The sequence below is a fragment of the Lysobacter helvus genome, assembly GCF_018406645.1.
Taxonomy (GTDB): Bacteria; Pseudomonadota; Gammaproteobacteria; order Xanthomonadales; family Xanthomonadaceae; genus Noviluteimonas; species Noviluteimonas caseinilytica.
Map to the genome: position 1 here is coordinate 251,608 of NZ_AP024546.1, position 18,706 is coordinate 270,313.

17 protein-coding genes and 6 tRNA genes are annotated in these 18,706 nt (G+C 67.0%); 7 read left to right on the forward strand and 16 right to left on the reverse strand.

Annotation, left to right across the window (positions count from 1 at the left end):
• Positions 1–2: 2 nt before the first annotated feature.
• Positions 3–93: transfer RNA gene (locus LYSHEL_RS01315), tRNA-Ser, on the reverse strand.
• Positions 94–194: 101 nt separating this feature from the next.
• Here LYSHEL_RS01315 and LYSHEL_RS01320 point away from each other — a divergent pair.
• Together LYSHEL_RS01320 and LYSHEL_RS01325 are read left to right on the forward strand one after the other, a co-directional pair.
• Entirely contained in the window at positions 195–602 is a 408-nt protein-coding gene (locus LYSHEL_RS01320; RefSeq protein ID WP_213435253.1) for a DUF6165 family protein, read from the forward strand.
• Positions 603–688: 86 nt separating this feature from the next.
• Positions 689–1,393 (forward strand): PP2C family protein-serine/threonine phosphatase, encoded by a 705-nt coding sequence (locus tag LYSHEL_RS01325; RefSeq protein WP_213437481.1) that lies wholly within the window; start codon positions 689–691, stop codon positions 1,391–1,393.
• 15 nt (positions 1,394–1,408) lie between these two features.
• On the opposite strand, the gene dnaQ is transcribed toward LYSHEL_RS01325, so the two are convergent.
• The 3 genes from dnaQ to LYSHEL_RS01340 are packed head-to-tail and all read right to left on the reverse strand — an operon-like array spanning position 1,409 to position 3,257.
• The gene (gene dnaQ / locus LYSHEL_RS01330; protein WP_213435254.1) at positions 1,409–2,143 is read right to left on the reverse strand and encodes a DNA polymerase III subunit epsilon; all 735 of its coding nucleotides are present in this window, start codon (positions 2,141–2,143) and stop codon (positions 1,409–1,411) included.
• Positions 2,140–2,610, reverse strand: coding sequence for a ribonuclease HI (rnhA, locus tag LYSHEL_RS01335; RefSeq protein WP_213435255.1), 471 nt, complete (start codon positions 2,608–2,610; stop codon positions 2,140–2,142). The genes dnaQ and rnhA overlap by 4 nt, the downstream gene beginning before the upstream one ends.
• Positions 2,607–3,257 (reverse strand): hypothetical protein, encoded by a 651-nt coding sequence (locus tag LYSHEL_RS01340; RefSeq protein WP_213435256.1) that lies wholly within the window; start codon positions 3,255–3,257, stop codon positions 2,607–2,609. Before LYSHEL_RS01340 ends, rnhA begins: the two co-directional genes overlap by 4 nt.
• Before the next feature lie 80 nt (positions 3,258–3,337).
• Between LYSHEL_RS01340 and gloB the strand changes: the two genes are divergently transcribed.
• The 3 genes from gloB (at position 3,338) to LYSHEL_RS01355 (ending at position 6,151) form a co-directional block, all read left to right on the forward strand.
• The gene (gene gloB, locus LYSHEL_RS01345; RefSeq protein ID WP_213435257.1) at positions 3,338–4,102 is read left to right on the forward strand and encodes a hydroxyacylglutathione hydrolase; all 765 of its coding nucleotides are present in this window, start codon (positions 3,338–3,340) and stop codon (positions 4,100–4,102) included.
• Positions 4,099–5,301, forward strand: coding sequence for a lytic transglycosylase domain-containing protein (locus tag LYSHEL_RS01350; RefSeq protein ID WP_213435258.1), 1,203 nt, complete (start codon positions 4,099–4,101; stop codon positions 5,299–5,301). The genes gloB and LYSHEL_RS01350 overlap by 4 nt, the downstream gene beginning before the upstream one ends.
• Before the next feature lie 64 nt (positions 5,302–5,365).
• Positions 5,366–6,151 (forward strand): enoyl-ACP reductase FabI, encoded by a 786-nt coding sequence (locus LYSHEL_RS01355; protein WP_213435259.1) that lies wholly within the window; start codon positions 5,366–5,368, stop codon positions 6,149–6,151.
• A gap of 72 nt (positions 6,152–6,223) precedes the next feature.
• Here LYSHEL_RS01355 and LYSHEL_RS01360 read toward each other — a convergent pair whose 3' ends face one another.
• The 11 genes from LYSHEL_RS01360 to LYSHEL_RS01410 all read right to left on the reverse strand — a co-directional run bounded on the left by LYSHEL_RS01360 (position 6,224) and on the right by LYSHEL_RS01410 (position 15,580).
• Positions 6,224–8,194: a SurA N-terminal domain-containing protein gene (locus LYSHEL_RS01360; RefSeq protein WP_213435260.1), complete on the reverse strand. Its 1,971-nt coding sequence runs from the start codon at positions 8,192–8,194 to the stop codon at positions 6,224–6,226.
• 128 nt (positions 8,195–8,322) lie between these two features.
• Positions 8,323–8,399 (reverse strand) — tRNA-Asp (locus LYSHEL_RS01365).
• Positions 8,400–8,480: 81 nt separating this feature from the next.
• Positions 8,481–8,555 (reverse strand) — tRNA-Val (locus LYSHEL_RS01370).
• A 15-nt stretch (positions 8,556–8,570) separates the two neighbouring features.
• Complete coding sequence (locus tag LYSHEL_RS01375; protein ID WP_213435261.1) at positions 8,571–8,843, reverse strand: HU family DNA-binding protein; 273 nt, start codon at positions 8,841–8,843, stop codon at positions 8,571–8,573.
• A gap of 176 nt (positions 8,844–9,019) precedes the next feature.
• Positions 9,020–11,440: an endopeptidase La gene (gene lon, locus LYSHEL_RS01380; protein ID WP_213435262.1), complete on the reverse strand. Its 2,421-nt coding sequence runs from the start codon at positions 11,438–11,440 to the stop codon at positions 9,020–9,022.
• A gap of 303 nt (positions 11,441–11,743) precedes the next feature.
• Positions 11,744–13,030, reverse strand: coding sequence for an ATP-dependent Clp protease ATP-binding subunit ClpX (gene clpX / locus LYSHEL_RS01385; RefSeq protein ID WP_213435263.1), 1,287 nt, complete (start codon positions 13,028–13,030; stop codon positions 11,744–11,746).
• Between the two features lie 118 nt (positions 13,031–13,148).
• Positions 13,149–13,775, reverse strand: a complete 627-nt coding sequence (gene clpP, locus LYSHEL_RS01390; protein ID WP_213435264.1) for an ATP-dependent Clp endopeptidase proteolytic subunit ClpP — start codon at positions 13,773–13,775, stop codon at positions 13,149–13,151.
• A gap of 34 nt (positions 13,776–13,809) precedes the next feature.
• Positions 13,810–15,105 (reverse strand): trigger factor, encoded by a 1,296-nt coding sequence (gene tig, locus LYSHEL_RS01395; protein WP_213435265.1) that lies wholly within the window; start codon positions 15,103–15,105, stop codon positions 13,810–13,812.
• Between the two features lie 131 nt (positions 15,106–15,236).
• Positions 15,237–15,318, reverse strand: a tRNA-Leu gene (locus LYSHEL_RS01400).
• Between the two features lie 67 nt (positions 15,319–15,385).
• A tRNA-Lys gene (locus LYSHEL_RS01405) sits at positions 15,386–15,461 on the reverse strand.
• A 42-nt stretch (positions 15,462–15,503) separates the two neighbouring features.
• Positions 15,504–15,580 (reverse strand) — tRNA-His (locus tag LYSHEL_RS01410).
• Between the two features lie 205 nt (positions 15,581–15,785).
• Between LYSHEL_RS01410 and LYSHEL_RS01415 the strand changes: the two genes are divergently transcribed.
• Together LYSHEL_RS01415 and LYSHEL_RS01420 are read left to right on the forward strand one after the other, a co-directional pair.
• Complete coding sequence (locus LYSHEL_RS01415) at positions 15,786–16,958, forward strand: alpha/beta hydrolase (RefSeq protein WP_213435266.1); 1,173 nt, start codon at positions 15,786–15,788, stop codon at positions 16,956–16,958.
• A gap of 85 nt (positions 16,959–17,043) precedes the next feature.
• Positions 17,044–17,313 (forward strand): hypothetical protein, encoded by a 270-nt coding sequence (locus tag LYSHEL_RS01420; protein ID WP_213435267.1) that lies wholly within the window; start codon positions 17,044–17,046, stop codon positions 17,311–17,313.
• Positions 17,314–17,845: 532 nt separating this feature from the next.
• Here the strand turns inward: LYSHEL_RS01420 and LYSHEL_RS01425 are convergent.
• Complete coding sequence (locus LYSHEL_RS01425) at positions 17,846–18,295, reverse strand: hypothetical protein (protein ID WP_213435268.1); 450 nt, start codon at positions 18,293–18,295, stop codon at positions 17,846–17,848.
• Between the last annotated feature and the right edge of the window lie 411 nt (positions 18,296–18,706).

Here is an 18,706-nt window from a genome sequence, read left to right on the forward strand (position 1 = left end):
ACTGGCGGAGAGGGAGGGATTCGAACCCTCGGTGCGCTATAAACGCACGCCTGATTTCGAGTCAGGTACATTCAACCGCTCTGCCACCTCTCCGGGTGTGTTCGTTCGAACAGCGGGGCCGCGAATGATACGGGGGCACGCGCGGCGGGACAAGGCGCGGCTACACTGTCGGCCCCCTCCCACACGGTCGCGCCATGTCCGAACTCCTGGTCCCGGTGTCCTACGGCGAGCTGCTCGACAAGATCGCCATCCTGCAGATCAAGTCCGAACGCATGCGCGATCCGGCCAAGCTGGCCAACGTGCGCAACGAGCTGTCGGCGCTGGAACAGACCTGGATGGTCCACCCCGCCGCCGGCGGCGACGTGGCCAAGCTCCGGGCCGACCTGAAGGCCGTCAACGAGCGGCTCTGGGACATCGAGGACGAGATCCGGGTCAAGGAAAGCCGGCAGGCCTTCGACGAGGAATTCATCCGGCTCGCACGCGCCGTCTATTTCGAGAACGACGAGCGCGCGCGCATCAAGAAGGACATCAACCTGGCGCTGGGCTCGGCCTACGTCGAGGAGAAGTCCTACGCCGACTACCGCACCGGGGCAGCCCCCTGACCGCCCCCGCTCACGGCCGGTTCGCAACGATCGTGCCGTTATCCCCCGGGAAGTCCACTCCGGTCCGGCGCTGACATCGCATGTCCATGATCGAATTCGGCCACCTCACGCACGTCGGTCTCCGCCGCGAGCTCAATGAGGACACGTATTACGGCGACAGCGAGCTCGGGCTCTGGCTGGTGGCCGACGGCATGGGCGGCCACGAATACGGCGAGGTCGCCAGCGCGCTGGCCCGCGAGACCATCGTCCGCGAAGTCCGCGACGGCACTCCGCTGGCGCAGGCCATCCGGATCGCCGACGAGGAAATCATCCGCGCCTCGCGCCGCCGCAACGATGCGCTGCCGATGGGCACTACCGTGGTGGCCGCGCGCGTCAACGGCAACCGCTTCGAAGTGGCGTGGGTCGGCGACAGCCGCGTGTACCTGTGGCGCGAAGGCCAGCTGGCCCAGTTGTCGCAGGACCACAGCTACGTGCAGGAACTGATCGCGCAGGGCGCCATCACCACCGAGCAGGCGCGCAGCCATCCGCATCGCAACGTGGTGACGCAGGCACTGGGCGTCACCGATCCCACCCAGCTCAACGTGGAAACCATGACCGGCGAACTGCGCCCGGGCATGCAGCTGCTGCTGTGCAGCGACGGCCTCACCGAGGAAGTCGACGACCGCAACATCGCCCACGTGCTCGGGCACGACGACTGCAGCGCGCAGGAATGCGTGGACACGCTGGTCGCCGCCGCGCTCGATGGCGGCGGTTCGGACAACGTCACCGTGGTCCTGGTCCGGCGCAACTGACGCCGGACCCTGGCCTCAGGCCGGCAGCGCTTCCGCCGGCGAGGCCTCTTCCAGCAAGGCATCCCACACCGTGCGGCCGGCCTTCTTGCGCAGCTGCGCCAGGCGCGCGTCGTGCGCGGCCAGGTCTTCGGCGGTCGCGGTGATGCGCGGACGCGGCCCGCCGGTGGCGGCGAACTCGGCGACCATCGCGGCGCGCGAGGCGTCTTCCACCGCGGCCAGCACGATCTCGCCCTGCCCCGACGTCAGCGCGAGGTAGGCCTCGGCCAGCAGCTGCGCATCGAGCAACGCGCCGTGCAACTGGCGGTGCGAGTTGTCCACGCCCAGCCGCCGGCACAACGCGTCGAGCGAATTGCGCTGGCCCGGGAAGCGCTGGCGCGCGAGTTCGAGCGAATCCTCGACGTTGCAGCGATCGCGCACGCGCCCCAGGTGCGCGCCGATGCGCGAGAGTTCGTAGTCGAGGAAGCCCAGGTCGAACGCCGCGTTGTGGATCACGAGTTCCGCGCCGTCGATGAAGGCGAGGAATTCCTCGACGACGTCCTCGAACGCCGGCTTGTCGGCGAGGAACTCGAGCGTGAGCCCGGTGACTTCCTGCGCGCCGGGTTCGAACATGCAATCGGGCTTGAGGTAACGCTGGAACGTGCGGCCCGTGGGGCGGCGTTCCACCAGTTCGACGCACCCGATTTCCACGACGCGGTTGCCCTTGTCCCAGGACAGGCCGGTGGTTTCGGTATCGAGGACGACTTGCCTCATTGCGGTGTCATCTCTTTGAACTTGATGGCCTGCTCGCGCGCCAGCTGGTCGACGCGTTCGTTGTAGGGATGGCCGCTGTGCCCCTTCACCCAGCGCCAGTCGATGCGATGGCGCGAAGCGGCCGCGTGCAGGCGTTCCCACAGGTCGCGATTCTTGACCGGATCGCCGCCCGCTGTCTTCCAGTTTCGACGCACCCAGTTCGGCATCCAGTCGCAGATGCCCTGGCGCACGTATTGGGAGTCGGTCGTCAGCACGACGTTGCACGGTTCGCTGAGGGTTTCCAGGCCGACGATCGCGGCCATCAACTCCATGCGGTTGTTGGTGGTGTGCGCCTCGCCGCCGGAGACTTCGCGTTCCTTGCCGCGGCAACGCAGCAGCGCGGCCCAGCCGCCGGGGCCGGGATTGCCGAGGCACGCGCCGTCGGTGTGGACTTCGACCAGCTTCGGGTCGGGGGTGGCGGCGGTCATGCGCCGGACGCGCCGGTGGCGCCGGTCTGCAGGCGCATGCTGGGGCGGTGGCGGATCGGGGTGAGTGGGTACAAGCGTTTCTCCGCGCGCAACAGATAGGCGGCACGCAAACCTGCGCCCTGCTGGAGGGTCGCGTTCGGAAGGATGTCCCAGCGCGGTCCCACGCCCTGCGACACCGCTTCGGGCACGAGGCCGGCGGTGCGCAGGCGACGGCGCCAGCGGACGGGTTCGGAAGCCACCGGGCCCTGCCGCATCCAGCGGAAGCGGTACGGGGCCAGGGGATTGAGCGCCAGCAGCCAGAGGCGGCCGCCGGGGACGAGGACGCGCGCGGCTTCTTCCAGCGCGGCGGCCGGCAGGACCGGGCCGTCCGCGACGTGCTGGAGGACGACGGTGCCGATGGATTCGGAGGCCAGCGGCAGCGGGAAGCCGCACCGCACCGGGCCGGCAAAGGCGCCGCGTTCCACGAACAGGGCCAGCTCGCGCTCGCCGCCGGCATCCAGGCCGCCGGTGGGCATCAGGCGCAGCCACGGCTGGCCGGCGCGCTCGCGGGCGGCCTGGCGGACGATTTCGCCTTCGCTGTCGAGGACGGCGCGCCCGGCAAGGGACGCGAACCAGTCGCCCGCCAGCGGGCCTTGCCCGGGCGCCATCGAGACTTGTTCAGGTTGACGTCGGAATCCGGGCAGCGGCATGGTCCCTATTCTGCTGGAAGCGCAACGGATTCAACACGATGCAATTGCGGCCGCTGTCGGCGTTCGAGGACAACTACGTCTGGATGCTCCAGGACGCATCGGGCGCGGGGCTCGTCGTCGACCCGGGGCAGGCCGCGCCGGTGCTTGCGGCGATCGATGCGGGCCTGCAATTGCGCGGCATCCTGCTCACTCACCACCACAACGACCACATCGGCGGCGTGGCGGAATTGCGGGCGCGCGTGCCCGGCATCCCGGTCATTGGGCCCCACGACGAACGCATCACCACCGCCACGCAGCGCGTGGGCCAGGGCGACGTGGCACGGGTGGACGACTGGGTCTTCGAGGTCCATGAGATTCCCGGCCACACCGTGAGCCACATCGCATTCCACGGCCATCAAGTCTTGTTTTGCGGGGACACCCTCTTCAGCCTCGGCTGCGGCCGCCTGTTCGAAGGAACGCCCATGCAGATGCTGGATTCGCTGGACCGCCTCGCCCGCCTGCCGGGCGACACGCGCGTGTGCTGCGGCCACGAGTACACGGTGGGCAACGCGGCGTTCGCGCTGGTGGTCGACCCGGACAACATGGCCCTGCGGGCCCGCGCCGTCGCGGCACGCGATGCGTGGCTCGCCGGGCGTCCCACCCTGCCCTCCACGCTGGCGGACGAACGCGCCTGCAATCCGTTCCTGCGCGTGGATGCGCCGGCGGTGCAGTCGGCCGTCGCGCGCCACGTGGGGCAGTCACCGCGCGATCGCGTGGACGCCTTCGCCGGGCTGCGGCGCTGGAAAGACGGGTTCCGCGCATGACGTTGCGCTTGCGCGCAATGCTGGCCCTGTCGTGCGCGCTCGTCGCGGCGCCCGCCGCACGTGCGGCGCAAGAGATCCCGAAAACCCCGCCGCGCGAAGACGTCGTCCTCGATGCGGCCGACACCACGCCCACCACCCGCAGCGGCCGCGAGATCTACCGCCTGTTCCGCGAAGGCCTGGCCGATCCGCAATGCCCGGCCGGCGGCGGCAGCACTCGCTGGCGCGCGCATTTCGCCGGCGCCCCGGGCCGCATGGCGAGCGAGCGCGACGACGTGTTGCCGTTGTTCGGTTACGTCGTCGACAAGGTGCGCGAAGCCCACCTGCCCACCGAATACGCGCTGATCCCCTTCGTGGAGAGCGGCTACAAGCCCGGCGCGCGCAGTCCCGGCGGGCCGGCGGGCCTGTGGCAGTTCATCGCGCTCACCGCGCGCAACCACAACGTGCCGGTGCGCGCGGGTTACGACGGACGCCTGTCGCCGGTGGATGCCACGCAGGCCGCGGTGCGTTACCTCAAGACGTTGCACGGGATGTTCGCGGGCGATTGGCGCCTGGCGGTGATGGCGTACAACGCGGGCGAATACCGCGTGCTCGGTGCGTTGCGCCGCAGCGGGCAGAACGCGCGCAACGCGAAGCCCGAAGCCCTCGTCGGCCTGTCGCCGATCACGCAGGCCTACGTGCAGAAACTCCGCGCGCTGTCGTGCCTGCTCGAACAGGCCGACGATCGCGAGGAATGGTTGCATGCGCTCGATCGCCCCGTCGTGCTGCTCGATGCACAGGTGTTGCCGGCCGATGCGCATTCGCTCGACGACTGGTCGCGCGCGCATGGCCTGGAAGCGGCGAGCGTGCGGCGCATGAATCCGGCATTCGAAGGCGGTCGCATCGTGCGCGCGGATCGCGCGCTGCGCGTGCTGGCGCCGATGGAACGCGCAAACGACACGGTGATCGCATCGGTACCGACGCCGACGGCCGAGTCCGCGCCGGTCGCGCTCCCCGTTGCGAATGCCGTGGTGGCGGCCACGCCGCGCTCGCACACCGTCGGCCGCGGCGACTCGCTGTGGTCGATCGCCAAGCGCTACGGCGTGGAGACCCGCGAACTCATCGCGCGCAACAAGCTCGACAAGGGCGCGCGCCTGAAACCCGGGATGGTGCTGAAGATCGACGCCGAACCCACCACCACGGCCGCCGCGGCTGGCCCCTGAGGCGCGGCGCAGGCACACTAGCGCCCCCGCCGGCGCGACCGGCGTGCCACGTTCCGGAGGGTCCATGGGTTTCCTGCAGGGCAAACGCGCGCTCATCACGGGCATCGCGAGCCAGCGTTCGATCGCCAGCGGCATCGCCGAAGCGATGCACCGCGAAGGCGCCGAACTCGCTTTCACCTACCAGAACGAGAAGCTGAAATCGCGCGTGGAAGACGCGGCGAAGGAATTCGGCAGCGACATCGTGATCCCGCTGGACGTCGCCGACGACGCGCAGATCGCGGCGTGCTTCGAAGCGCTGGGCAAGCGCTGGGACCACTTCGACATCCTGGTGCATGCGGTGGCGTACGCGCCGCGCGAGGCGATCGAGGGCGAGTTCCTCGACGGCCTGACGCGCGAGAACTTCGCGATCGCGCACGACATCTCCGCCTACTCGCTCGCCGCGATGGCCAAGGCCGCGCGCCCGATGATGGCCAACCGCAACGGCGCGATCGTCACGCTGAGCTACCTGGGCGCCGAACGCGCGCTGGCCAACTACAACGTGATGGGCGTGGCGAAGGCGAGCCTGGAAGCGACGGTGCGCTACCTCGCGCTCAACCTCGGCCCGGAAGGCACGCGCGTCAACGCGATCTCCGCCGGCCCGATCAAGACGCTCGCGGCCGCGGGCATCGCCAACTTCCGCAAGATGCTGGGCCATGTCGAAAGCTACGCGCCGATGCGCCGCAGCGTGACGATCGACGACGTGGGCAACGTCGCCGCGTTCCTGTGCTCGGACCTCGCGGCGGGCGTGACGGGCGAAGTGACGTACGTCGACGCGGGTTACAACATCCTCGGGATGACCGGGATCGAGTAACGCGCTGCGTTCGATGCGGCAAAAAAAAGCCCGGCATCGCCGGGCTTTTTCATGCGCGAAGTTCCGCACCGATCAGAGGCGGTCTTCCGCGATGTCGACCTGCATGCTCTTGCGCATGTCGTCGATGAAGGCCTTCGCATCGCCCGTGCCCGCCCACTGCGACAGCTGCTGCTGCCACAACAGGCGATCCTGCAACGACGCTTCGTTCGCGCGGCCCGGCACCACGGCCGTCACCGCGAACACCACGGTGCTGCCGTTGCGCAGCGTGGTCTTGCCCGGCGTGGCCTTGCCCATGGCGGGCGCCGGCACGCTGAACATCGCTTCGGTCGTCGCCGGATCCGGCATCGGCGCACCGCGCTTGAGCTCCGGCGCGTTGACGGCGACGAGTTGTTCCGCCGTGGCGACCTGCGCGAGCGGCGTGCCCGCGCGCACCTTCGCGATCATCGCGTCGGCGCGGGCCTGCACGGCCTTCGCCGCGCGTTCGCTGCGGATGGCGGCCACGATCTGCGCACGCACCTGCGCGACCGGCAGGTCGTGCTCCGGCAGGTGCTGCGTGACGCGCAGGACGACGCTGTGGTTCGGGCCGATTTCGATGAGGTCGCTCGCGGTGCCGTCCTGGATGGCCGATTCCTGGAACGCGGCGCGCTGCACGGCCGCATTGCCGGCGATGCCGGCGCCGCCACCGCGCGAGAACGGACCGAGCGTCTTGACCGGCAGCTTCATGCTGTCGGCGGCGGCGCGCAGCGCGGTGGGATTCTTGTAGACCGCATCGATGAACTTCGTGCCGAGGTCGGTGAACGCGTGTTCGCGGTCGGCGTCGGCCTGTTCGCGCGCGAGCTGGTCGCGCATGTCTTCGAACGAAGCCTGCGAACCTGCCTTGGCTTCGCGCACCAGGATCACGTGGTAGCCGAACTCGGTCTTGACCGGGCCGCGCACTTCGCCGGGCTGCATCGCGTACACGGCGTCTTCGAACGCCTTGGACGGCATGCCGCCCTTGCCGACCCAACCGAGGTCGCCGCCCTGCGCCTTGCTGATGTTGTCGTCGGAATCGGCGCGCGCGAGCGCGGCGAAATCCGCACCCGGCACCTTCGCGTCGGCGGCGATCTTCGCGGCCTTCGCTTCGGCGGCCTTCTGCGTGGCGGCATCGGCGTTGGCCGGCACGGCGACGAGGATGTGCGAGACCAGGCGCTGTTCCTGGCCGGCCAGGCGCGCCTTTTCGTCGGCGTAGCGCTGGCGCAGCGTCGCTTCGTCGGCCGGCGGCACCGGCATGGACGCGGCGTCGAGTTCGACGTATTCGATGGTCACCTGTTCCGGCGCGCGGTAGGCGCCGCGGTGCGCGCGGTAGAACGCATCGATTTCCTTGCCGGCGACCGGGCCGGTGTCGGGCGCGGCCGGCGGCAGCTGCACGTAGGTGACCGAACGCTGTTCGCCGGTGAGCGTGATCAGGCGATCGACTTCGCTCTTCGTCGCGAATGCGGACTCGGCGAGGCTTTCGGGCAGCAGCGCGACCTTCTCTTCGCGACGCGTTTCGTTCTCGATCTGCGCTGCGGTCTGGCCGCTGCGCGAGAGTTCGAAGAGGTACCGCTCGCGGCTGAACTTGCCGTCGACCTGGTAGGCCGGCGCCGTCGCGATGGCCTGCGCCACGCGGTCGTTCGACACGGCGATGCCCGCGCGGTCGGCGGCCATCTCCAGGACCTTGCGGTCGATCAGCTGGTCGAGCAGTGCGCGCTTGTTCTCGGGCGTGTCGAATGCGCGCGCGTCGTACTGGTCGCCCATCTGCTGGCGCTGGCGCAAGCGGGCGTTCTCGAACGCCGTGCGGAAATCCTGCGTGCTGATTTCTTCGCGCTGCCACAGCGTGGACGCCGGCCAGAACGTCGGCGCGCCTTCCCACCACGTGGGCGGGGCTTCGACTTTCGCGGCCCAGGTTTCGGTGCGGCCCTGCATGTACTGCTCGACGCCGAAGAACGCGAACGGGATGGTCAGCAGGCCCAGGATCACGGAGGCGATCCAGCCGGAGGTCTTTTCGCGGAGTTTCTGCAGCATCTTTGCGGGTGTCGCCTTGGGTGCGAGCCGCGCAGTTTAGCCGCTTCCGGCGCGGTGCGCGGCAGTGGGCGGGCCCGTGGCCCGGGGCAAAAAAAAACGCCCTTGCGGGCGCTTTTTCCTGGAACTAGTGGCGGAGTGGACGGGACTCGAACCCGCGACCTCCGGCGTGACAGGCCAGCATTCTAACCGACTGAACTACCACTCCGCGGAGCCCGAAATCATACAGGACGCGTTTTGCGCGATGCAACACTTCGGTGAAAACTTTCCAACGAAACCTGCGACGAGGTGGTGGGTGCTGAGGGGATCGAACCCCCGACCCTCTCCGTGTAAAGGAGACGCTCTACCGCTGAGCTAAGCACCCGGCCGCGCGGATCCGTCAGTTGACCGCATCCTTCAGCGCCTTGCCGGCTTTGAACGCCGGGTTCATCGAGGCGGCGACCTTGATCGTCTCGCCCGTGCGCGGATTGCGGCCTTCGCGTGCAGCGCGCTGGCGCACGGCGAACGTGCCGAAGCCCACGACGGTGACGGTATCGCCCTTCTTCAGGGCCTTGGTGATCGCGGCGATGACCGCGTCGACGGCGCGGCCGGCATCGGCCTTCGTCAGTTCGGCGCCTTCAGCGATGGCATCGATCAATTCGGCTTTGTTCATTGCTTGACTCCCGGATGGAAACGCTTGGATTGCGGGACCGGGACAGCCCGGTGCGATGCGCGGATTTCGCGCATCGCATCGATGAAGGTCCCCGGTCGACGATGCCTTGGCGCGAGACGCGGCTTCGGCGGACGCGGGTCGTTATACCAGCGGGGTTTTTCAGTGGCAACGAAGAATCAGTGCGTGATGTCCGGCTGTGCGGCCGGCGGTTCCGGCTCCACGACCGGCACCCCACCCACGCTGCCGGCCGTGCTGGGGGCCAGCGGACGTTCGAGCGCGATGTCCAGGACCTCGTCGATCCAGCGCACCGGGACCAGCTTCATGGCCTGCGTGACCGACTTGGGGAGGTCCGCCAGGTCCTTCCGGTTCTCCTCCGGGATGATCACGGTGCGGATGCCGCCGCGCATGGCCGCCAGCAATTTCTCCTTGAGGCCGCCGATGCCCAGCACCTTGCCGCGCAGCGTGATCTCGCCCGTCATGGCGACGTCGTTCTTGACCGGGATCTTCGTGAGCGTGGACACGAGCGCCGTGGCCATCGCGATGCCGGCCGACGGACCGTCCTTCGGTGTCGCGCCTTCGGGCACGTGCAGGTGGACGTCGAAACGCGTCAGGAAATCCAGGTCGATGCCGAAGCGCTCGGTGCGCGCGCGCACGACCGACAGCGCGGCCGACGCCGATTCCTTCATGACGTCGCCCAGCTGGCCGGTGAGGATCAGCTGGCCCTTGCCCGGCACCAGCGTGGATTCGATCTGCAGCAGGTCGCCGCCGACTTCCGTCCACGCCAAGCCCGTGACCAGGCCGATTTCGTTTTCCGCTTCCGCGCGGCCGTAGTCGAAGCGGCGCACGCCGAGGAACTTGTCGAGGTTCTTGCCGCTGACGTTGACCGCGCCGGCCTTCTTCTTGGTCGGGCCGGCGAGCGCGAGTTCCTTGACGACCTTGCGCGAGATCTTCGCCAGTTCGCGCTCGAGGTTGCGCACGCCGGATTCGCGCGTGTAGTAGCGCACGATGTCGCGGATGGCGCTCTCGGAAATCTTGAGCTCCTCGGGCTTCAGGCCATTGGCCTTGAGCTGCTTGGGCACGAGGTAGCGCATCGCGATGTTGAGCTTTTCTTCCTCGGTGTAACCGGGGATGCGGATGACTTCCATGCGGTCCAGCAACGGGCCCGGGATGTTGAGCGAGTTGGACGTCGCCACGAACATCACTTCGCTCAGGTCGAGGTCGACTTCGAGGTAGTGGTCGTTGAAGGAGTGGTTCTGCTCCGGGTCCAGCACTTCGAGCAGCGCGGACGAGGGATCGCCGCGGAAGTCCATCGACATCTTGTCGATTTCGTCGAGCACGAACAGCGGGTTCTTGCTGCCGACCTTGTTGAGGTTCTGCACGATGCGGCCCGGCATCGAACCGACGTACGTGCGGCGATGGCCGCGGATCTCGGCTTCGTCGCGCACGCCGCCGAGCGACATGCGCACGAACTTGCGATTCGTCGCCTTGGCGATCGACTGGCCCAGCGAGGTCTTGCCCACGCCCGGCGGGCCGACGAGGCACAGGATCGGGCCCTTGAGCTTCTGCACGCGCGCCTGCACGGCGAGGTATTCGAGGATGCGTTCCTTGACGCGCTCCAGGCCGTAGTGATCGGCGTCGAGCACGTCCTGCGCCACCTTCAGGTCCTTGCGGACCTTGGTGCGCTTCTTCCACGGCACGCCCAGCAGCCAGTCCAGGTAATTGCGCACGACGGCGGCTTCGGCCGACATCGGCGACATCTGCTTGAGCTTGCCCATCTCCGCGCGCGCCTTGGCCTCCACGGCCTTGGGCATGCCGGCTTCGGCGATCTTGCGCGCGAGTTCGTCCAGGTCGTTCGGCGCGTCGTCGATCTCGCCGAGTTCCTTCTGGATCGCCTTCATCTGTTCGTTGAGGTAGTACTCGCGCTGGCTCTTCTCCATCTGCGACTTCACGCGGCCGCGGATGCGCTTCTCGAGCTGCTGCACGTCGATCTCGCCGTCGACCAGGCCGACGAGGAGTTCGAGGCGGCCGCCGATGTCCAGCGTTTCGAGCAGCTTCTGCTTGTCGGCCATGCGCACGCCGAGGTGCGCGGCGATGGTGTCGGCCAGGCGGCTGGGATCATCGATGCCGCTGAGCGTCTGCAGCAGTTCCGGCGGCAGCTTGCGATTCGTCTTGACGTACTGCTCGAACAACGACATCAGCGAACGCGCGACCGCTTCGACTTCGCGCGTTTCGCGCGCGGATTCGGAATCGACGACGGTGCCCTTGCCGGACAACGCGCCGTCCTTCTCTTCGACATCGGTGACGCGCGAACGCGACAAGCCTTCGACGAGGACCTTGATCGTGCCGTCGGGAAGCTTCAGCAACTGCAGCACCTGCGCGAGCGTGCCGATCTCGTGCAGATCCTTCGCACCCGGCGCGTCGGTGTCGGCGGACTTCTGCGCGACCAGCAGGATGCGCTTGTCGGCTTCCATCGCCATGTCGAGCGCGCGAATCGACTTATCGCGCCCGACGAACAACGGAATGACCATGTGCGGAAACACCACGACATCGCGCAGCGGCAGCACCGGCAGGTCGAAGGTTTCGGCGGTTGCGGTCATGGGTTCTCCAGGTGGTTCGAGGGGTGCGGCACGTGCCAGACCTTACGGGCCGGCGGGTCAATGCGATGCGCAGGGCGACCGCAGCCACGGTTATGGGGCGTGGGCCCAAGGGATGCAAGCGCCCGCACGTGCAAGCGTGATGGCGCGCGAAGCCAGCTATGTGAAACAGCGGCTTGCCGCGCGGATGGCGGCGATCTTCGGCGAACGTGCTCGGGGCGGCCGACCCATGCGGGCGGCCGTGGCCGGGGGCCCGCCGACGGGCGGGCGGCGGCTGCGCCGGGCGGTGGTGCCCGGCGGTTGCGCTTACTCGGCGCCAGCGGCCTTCGGCGTGGCGGCGGGCGTCTGGTAGATCAGGTACGGCTCGGACTTGTGCTCGATCACCGACTCGTCCACGACGACCTTGCTGACGTTCTCGAGCGACGGCAGTTCGTACATCGTGTCGAGCAGCACCGACTCGACGATCGTGCGCAGGCCGCGTGCACCGGTCTTGCGCTTGAGCGCCTTGCGCGCGATGGCGCTGAGCGCATCGGGACGCAGTTCAAGCTCGACGCCTTCCATCTCGAACAGCTTGCGGAACTGCTTGCTGATCGCGTTCTTGGGCTCGGTGAGGATCTTCATCAGCGCGGCTTCGTCGAGTTCCTCGAGCGTCGCCACGACCGGCAGGCGGCCGACGAACTCGGGGATCAGGCCGAACTTGATCAAATCTTCCGGCTCGACATCGGACAGGATCTTGCCGACGTCCTGCTTGCGCTCGGAGCTCTTGACCTTCGCGCCGAAGCCGATGCCGCCGGCTTCCGTCGAACGCTGCTGGATGATCTTGTCCAGGCCCGCGAACGCACCACCCACGATGAAGAGGATGTTGCGCGTGTCGACCTGCAGGAATTCCTGCTGCGGATGCTTGCGACCGCCCTGCGGCGGCACGCTGGCGATGGTGCCTTCGATGAGCTTGAGCAGCGCCTGCTGCACGCCTTCGCCCGACACGTCGCGCGTGATCGAGGGGTTTTCGCTCTTGCGCGAGATCTTGTCGATCTCGTCGATGTACACGATGCCCTGCTGCGCCTTCTCGACGTCGTAGTCGCACTTCTGCAGGAGCTTCTGGATGATGTTCTCGACGTCCTCGCCGACATAGCCGGCTTCGGTCAGCGTCGTCGCATCGGCGATGGTGAACGGCACGTTGAGCAGGCGCGCCAGCGTTTCGGCGAGCAGCGTCTTGCCGGAGCCGGTGGGGCCCACGAGCAGGATGTTCGACTTCGCCAGTTCGACGTCGTCGTTCTTCTGGCGGCTCTCGATGCGCTTGTAGTGGTTGTACACCGCGACCGCGAGCGTCTTCTTCGCACGCTGCTGGCCGATGACGTACTGGTCGAGCACGTCCAGGATCTCGCGGGGCTTGGGCAGGTGGCTGCGGGCCGACTGCGCCTTCTCCTCGAGTTCCTCGCGGATGATGTCGTTGCACAGCTCGACGCATTCATCGCAGATGAACACGCTCGGGCCCGCAATCAGCTTGCGGACTTCGTGCTGGCTCTTCCCGCAGAACGAGCAATACAGGATCTTGTTGCTGTCGCCGGATCGGCCCTGACGGTCTTCGCTCATTCCCCACACCTGCTGCGGCCACTCGGAAGCGGCCCGAGAATAGCATTCGCGGCCCGGATTGCCACCGAGCCGGTCATGCCGGACAAAATAGGTTCCAAGTGCTGTCTGGCCAGGGGGCTCAGGCGGCCTGGATCGAGTCTTCGGGGCGCCGCTCGAGGACGGAGTCCACGAGGCCGTATTCACGTGCAGCTTCGGCGCTCTTGAAGTTGTCGCGCTCGGTGTCCCGGGCGATGGTTTCGAGGGCCTGGCCGGTGTGCTTGGACAGGATCTCGTTGAGGCGCTGGCGCAGGGTCAGGATTTCACGGGCATGGATGTCGATGTCCGTGGCCTGGCCCTGGAAGCCGCCGAGCGGCTGGTGGATCATCACGCGCGAGTTGGGCAGCGCATACCGCTTGCCCTTGGCGCCCGAGGCGAGCAGCAGGGCGCCCATCGAGGCAGCCTGGCCGACGCAGATCGTGCTCACGTCGGGCTTGATGTACTGCATGGTGTCGTAGATGGCCATGCCCGCCGTGACGATGCCGCCCGGCGAGTTGATGTACAGGCTGATGTCCTTTTCGGGGTTTTCGGCCTCGAGGAAGAGCATCTGCGCGACGATCACGTTGGCCACGTGGTCGTCGATGCCGCCCACGAGGAAGATCACCCGCTCCTTGAGCAACCGCGAATAGATGTCGTACGCGCGCTCGCCGCGGCTGGTCTGTTCGACCACCATCGGCACGAGGTTCAGGGCTTTCGTTTCGTGGCTCATGTCGTCTCTGTTGTTCGGTAGGGGCGCGACCAGCTTACTGCCGGATCGCGTCCTGGAAGGATAGCCCCTGCTCCGTGTGCTGGGCGCGCTCGGCGATCCAGTCGATCACCTGCTCTTCCATCACGCGGTTCTGCAGTCCGGACATGAGCTGGGGATCGTTGCGATACAACTCAATGACCTGCTCCGGCTCTTCGTACGTGCTGGCGATGAGGCGCATCGTCTCGTTCAGTCGCTTGGGCTCGAGCTTGAGCTCGTTGCGGCGCGCGATCTCGCCGACCAGCAGGGCCACCAGCACGCGCTTGCGCGCGGCGTCCATGAACGGGCCCGGCGCCGGGTCGAAGTTCTGGCCCTGGCGGCGGGCCTGCTCGACCATGCCGGCGGCCATCGAACGGGCTTCGTTCTCGACCAGGCGCGGCGGCATCTCGACGTGGCTGTAGGCGGCGATGAGCTGCTCGCCCACTTCCTTGCGCAGGCGCTGCATCAGCGCGCCCTTGAGCTCGCGCTCCAGGTTGCTGCGGATCTCGGTGCGGAACTGGTCCGGATCACCCGACTTGACGCCGAAGCTGCGGATGAACGCACCGTCGACTTCCGGCAGCACCGGCTCGGACACCTCGAGCACGTGCATGTGGACCTTCACCGTCTTGCCGGCGAATTCCGTGATGCGCCAGTCTTCCGGGAACGCGACCTCCACGTCCTTCTCGTCGCCCGGCGCCATGCCGATGACGGCTTCCTCGAGCTGCTGCAGCATCGCGTTGGAACCCACGACGGTGCTGCCCTTCTCGGCGCCCTCGGCCGGGCGGCGCACGCCGTCGACCTCGGAATAGTTTTCCATCGTGACCAGGTCGTTCGCCTTGGCGCCGCGCTCCACGCGCGTCCAGCTCTGGCGCTGCATGCGCAGGTTGTCGATCATCTTGTCGATGTCTTCATCGCCCACTTCGGCGGTGTTGCGCACCACCTGCAGCTTCTCGACCTCGATGTCGCCGAAGTCCGGCACCACTTCGAACGTGGCGACGTAGGCCAGCTCGCCCTCGCCCGCAGCGTCGGCGCTCTGCTCGATCTGCGGGTTGCCCGCCAGGCGCAGCGCGTTTTCGCGGATGGCGCTGTCGAAGCTTTCGCGCAGCATGCCGTCGAGGATCTCGGCGCGCACCTGCGTGCCGTAGCGCTGCTCGATCACCTTGGTGGGCACCTTGCCGGGGCGGAAGCCCTTGATGCGTGCGGTGCGCGCGATCTCGCGCAGGCGGCCGCCGACCTGGGTGTCGATCCGTTCCGCCGGCAGGCGGAAGGTCATGCGGCGCTCGAGGTTGCCAAGGGTTTCGACCGAGACTTGCATCTGCTGGGAACTCTTTATCTGAAGGGAGAAGGCCCGGGGCTGCGAGGCCCCCGGCGGAACGCGGTAGTTTGGCCGAAGTCGGGACCGCCCGCCACCGGCGCGTCGGGCAACGGGCACCGGGCCCGCGTGAATGCGAAAGGCGGGACTCGAACCCGCACGCCTTGCGGCGCTGGAACCTAAATCCAGTGCGTCTACCAGTTCCGCCACTTTCGCGTGGGCGGCATTGTGCCCTTCCGGAAAGAAAAAGGCCCCTGGCGTTTCCGCCAGGGGCCCCTCGGATTGGTGGGCCGTCAAGGATTCGAACCTTGGACCTATTGATTAAGAGTCAACTGCTCTACCAACTGAGCTAACGGCCCGAGCGGCGCGCATTGTAATCAATGCAGCCGATAAAACGAAAGTGGGGTGGCTGAGGGGACTCGAACCCCCGACAACTGGAATCACAATCCAGGACTCTAACCAACTGAGCTACAGCCACCATTGAAGCACCGGACGCAAGCGCGCGAACGGCCGGCTATTTTTCAGGACTCCACCCCGCGATGCAAGCGCCGCGCGCGCCGGATGCGCCCCGATGAACGCCAGCAGGCGTGAAACGCGGCAAATGCGAGGGATCAGGCGCTTCTCACGTCGCTGCGATCACCTCGTCACTAACTTCGGGCGACGCCAATCCCCCGGAGCCGCCCATGTCCGTTCGCCCGCATCCGCTGTCGCTCGTCATTGCTGCATTGCTTGCGACCACCGCATGCCATCGATCGGACGAAGCCGCCACGACCGCACCCACCGCGGCACCCGCACCGGCGACCACGGTCGGCGCGGTTCCGACGCAGGCGCAGGCAGATCCGCAGATGCAGGCGGTCCTCGACCAACTCGCGAAGCTCGGCGGAAAGCCGGTCGAAACGCTCACCGCCGTGGAGGCGCGCAAGCAACCCTCGCCCGCCGACGCGGTGAAAGCTTTGCTTGAATCGCAAGGCAAGCCGACCACGCCCGAAGCGGTGGCGAAGGTCGAAAACCGCACGTTCCCCGGCCCGGGCGGCGCCGTGCCGATCCGCATCTACACGCCCGAAGGCAAGGGCCCGATGCCTGTAGTGCTCTACATCCACGGGGGTGGCTGGGTGATTGCCGACCTCGACACCTACGACGCAAGCCCGCGCGCAATCGCCAACGCAGCCAAGGCGATCGTCGTGTCCACGCACTACCGCCAGGGCCCGGAGCACCTGTTCCCCGCCGCGCACGACGACACCCTCGCCGCCTACGAATGGCTGCTGAAGAACGCCGCGAAACTCGGCGGCGACCCGAAGCGCATCGCGCTGGTCGGCGAAAGCGCCGGCGGCAACATGGCCGCCGACATCGCCATCGCCGCGCGCGACAAGGGCCTCCAGGCCCCGCTCCACCAGGTCCTCGTGTACCCGGTGGCGGACAAGGCCATGGATTCGCCCTCCTACCTCGAGAACGCGAACGCCAAGCCGCTGAACAAGCCGATGATGGAATGGTTCGCGAAGAACTACCTCGGCGACCCGGCCAAGGCGGCCGATCCGCGCATTTCGCTCGTCGACCAGCCCAACCTCGCCGGCCTGCCGCCGGCCACCATCATCCTTGCGCAGATCGACCCGCTGCGCAGCGGCGGCGAGAAGCTGGCCGAAAAACTGCAGGCCGCCGGCGTGCCGGTGACCGTGCAGCGCTACGACGGCGTGGCGCACGAGTTCTTCGGCATGGGCGCGGTGGTGGACAAGGCGAAACAGGCGCAGCAACTGGCGGGCGCGGAGTTGCGGAAGGCGTTCGAGGCAGGCGCGCCTGCATCCGCGGCCACCTCGATGCCGGCCCCGGCCACGACTGTCGCCCCCGCGAAATCAAATTGACCGGAAAACGCGGGAGATTGCCGCTTCCGCCGTGGCTTGCCGTTGACCCTGCACAAGGACCCCACAGCCCGAGGATCGACCGGATATGCAGGAAGCTTCGCTACGCGTACGCACCACAGGTTCGTTTTCGGCCGCCGAACTCACGGGCGACTACAGCGGATCGCGCTACGCCTTCGCGCGACGCCTGGGCGAGGCCTCGGCGCCCATCAGCTCCGACACGTGGATCGAGGTCCAGCCGATCTTCCAGGACCTGTGGGTGGGCGGCGAAGGCGAACTGTCGTGGGAAGAAGCCCGTCCCGCCATCTTCCATGGCTGGCGCGCGAGCAAGCGCGTGCTGGGACGCAAGGTGGGCTGAGAGGCTGGCGCGCCCGACAGGACTCGAACCTGTAACCGCCGGCTTAGAAGGCAGAAAAACTCTGGCGCTGAATCAATAACTTAGTGCAGTTATTTTTCAGGAGCCGGCCTCGTGAAACTCGCACCACTGCGCGGTGGGCCACTGAATTTTCAGGAGGCTCAGCAGCGCCTGGGCCGAAACGAGTGTCCGCTATCGGCCAGAAGCGGACTTTCACAGCCCTCGAAGCGTGCCGGAGAACTTGCCGCATTTGCACGAGTGAGAAAGCGACGTCCCATGCCGAGTGAACTCAATTCTGTATCGGCACGAGTCACAGACGACTGAACTTTGACCGGTTCTGCCGAACTCGCCCCACGCTGACAGGAAAAGCGCCTTATCCGACTCTGTCAGTATTCGCTTCGAAGCTTCTGAGCTCACTTTTTTGTGCTCATCCATATGCCCGTTCTCGTCTTGGATCTCTGGGGAAACGGAACTGTCCGCGTTGGGCCGAAGCGGTCGCCCTGCTGACTGTCCGCTATCGGCCAGAAGCGGACATTCAATCAGACGCTTGCCGCTGGAGCTTCCGGCCTATGCCTGTGCCCGCCAACAGGGCGCACACCAGGACGAGCCACGCCAGGAGCACCAGGATTGTCGGGTCACTTGCGCGGAGCCAGTCCGGCATGACCATCGAAAACAAGATCGCGCCACACGCCTGGACCAGAAACACGAGGCCAGCATGCACATAGGGCCGCAGCGGCTGGTGCGCGGCGAGATGCGCGAAGACCGCTGCGCATGCGGCGAACAAGACCAGGTTCCAGCCCATCATGGAGACGACGTGCGTGCGAACGCTGGCCGAAACCTCAGGCGCGAGGAAGCCCTCGATGAATCCGATCACGCACTGCACGACGAACAACAGGGCGGCGTACTTTGCGATCTTGCGCCAATTCAACACGGTGTCATCCCCAATGAACTCGACGTCCGATACGAGTCGAGTTGTGGCGCGCATTCTAGGCCGCAGTGCCGAAGCAATTGGAGGCCGAAGTCGGCTTTCGGCCAGAAGCGGACTCTTGGGGGCCTACAAGGTTTAGTCAGCCGGCAATGCCTCGCGAGTCCAAGGACCGTCAATGCTGTCCCGCCAAGCGCACCAGCCAGGAGGAAGGTCCGCCAGGTCCAGAAGCGATGGGTCCATATCGACGGGATGACTCATTTCGACGACCACAACGTCCGACGGCGGGTCCGCACCGTCCAGGAATTGCCAGCCATGATCGTCCTCATCGTGAGCGACAAAAAGGATGGGATGTCCGTCATACACGACTGACTTGGAAACGAGAGCTGCCGTATCTGGAGTTTGATCGAAATACCACATTGAGACACGAGCCCATAGAAAAACAGGGGTCAGAGTAGCAATTCACAAGTG

What these genes read in the sequence shown, in the direction of transcription:
- dnaQ (WP_213435254.1), bottom strand. Translation starts at nt 2,143, where the DNA reads ATGAGGCAAGTCGTCCTCGATACCGAAACCACCGGCCTGTCCTGGGAC.
- gloB (WP_213435257.1), top strand. Translation starts at nt 3,338, where the DNA reads ATGCAATTGCGGCCGCTGTCGGCGTTCGAGGACAACTACGTCTGGATG.
- LYSHEL_RS01415 (WP_213435266.1), top strand. Translation starts at nt 15,786, where the DNA reads ATGTCCGTTCGCCCGCATCCGCTGTCGCTCGTCATTGCTGCATTGCTT.
- LYSHEL_RS01360 (WP_213435260.1), bottom strand. Translation starts at nt 8,194, where the DNA reads ATGCTGCAGAAACTCCGCGAAAAGACCTCCGGCTGGATCGCCTCCGTG.
- LYSHEL_RS01420 (WP_213435267.1), top strand. Translation starts at nt 17,044, where the DNA reads ATGCAGGAAGCTTCGCTACGCGTACGCACCACAGGTTCGTTTTCGGCC.
- tig (WP_213435265.1), bottom strand. Translation starts at nt 15,105, where the DNA reads ATGCAAGTCTCGGTCGAAACCCTTGGCAACCTCGAGCGCCGCATGACC.
- lon (WP_213435262.1), bottom strand. Translation starts at nt 11,440, where the DNA reads ATGACCGCAACCGCCGAAACCTTCGACCTGCCGGTGCTGCCGCTGCGC.
- LYSHEL_RS01425 (WP_213435268.1), bottom strand. Translation starts at nt 18,295, where the DNA reads ATGCGCGCCACAACTCGACTCGTATCGGACGTCGAGTTCATTGGGGAT.
- rnhA (WP_213435255.1), bottom strand. Translation starts at nt 2,610, where the DNA reads ATGACCGCCGCCACCCCCGACCCGAAGCTGGTCGAAGTCCACACCGAC.
- clpX (WP_213435263.1), bottom strand. Translation starts at nt 13,030, where the DNA reads ATGAGCGAAGACCGTCAGGGCCGATCCGGCGACAGCAACAAGATCCTG.
- LYSHEL_RS01375 (WP_213435261.1), bottom strand. Translation starts at nt 8,843, where the DNA reads ATGAACAAAGCCGAATTGATCGATGCCATCGCTGAAGGCGCCGAACTG.
- clpP (WP_213435264.1), bottom strand. Translation starts at nt 13,775, where the DNA reads ATGAGCCACGAAACGAAAGCCCTGAACCTCGTGCCGATGGTGGTCGAA.
- LYSHEL_RS01350 (WP_213435258.1), top strand. Translation starts at nt 4,099, where the DNA reads ATGACGTTGCGCTTGCGCGCAATGCTGGCCCTGTCGTGCGCGCTCGTC.
- LYSHEL_RS01325 (WP_213437481.1), top strand. Translation starts at nt 689, where the DNA reads ATGATCGAATTCGGCCACCTCACGCACGTCGGTCTCCGCCGCGAGCTC.
- LYSHEL_RS01340 (WP_213435256.1), bottom strand. Translation starts at nt 3,257, where the DNA reads ATGGCGCCCGGGCAAGGCCCGCTGGCGGGCGACTGGTTCGCGTCCCTT.
- LYSHEL_RS01320 (WP_213435253.1), top strand. Translation starts at nt 195, where the DNA reads ATGTCCGAACTCCTGGTCCCGGTGTCCTACGGCGAGCTGCTCGACAAG.
- LYSHEL_RS01355 (WP_213435259.1), top strand. Translation starts at nt 5,366, where the DNA reads ATGGGTTTCCTGCAGGGCAAACGCGCGCTCATCACGGGCATCGCGAGC.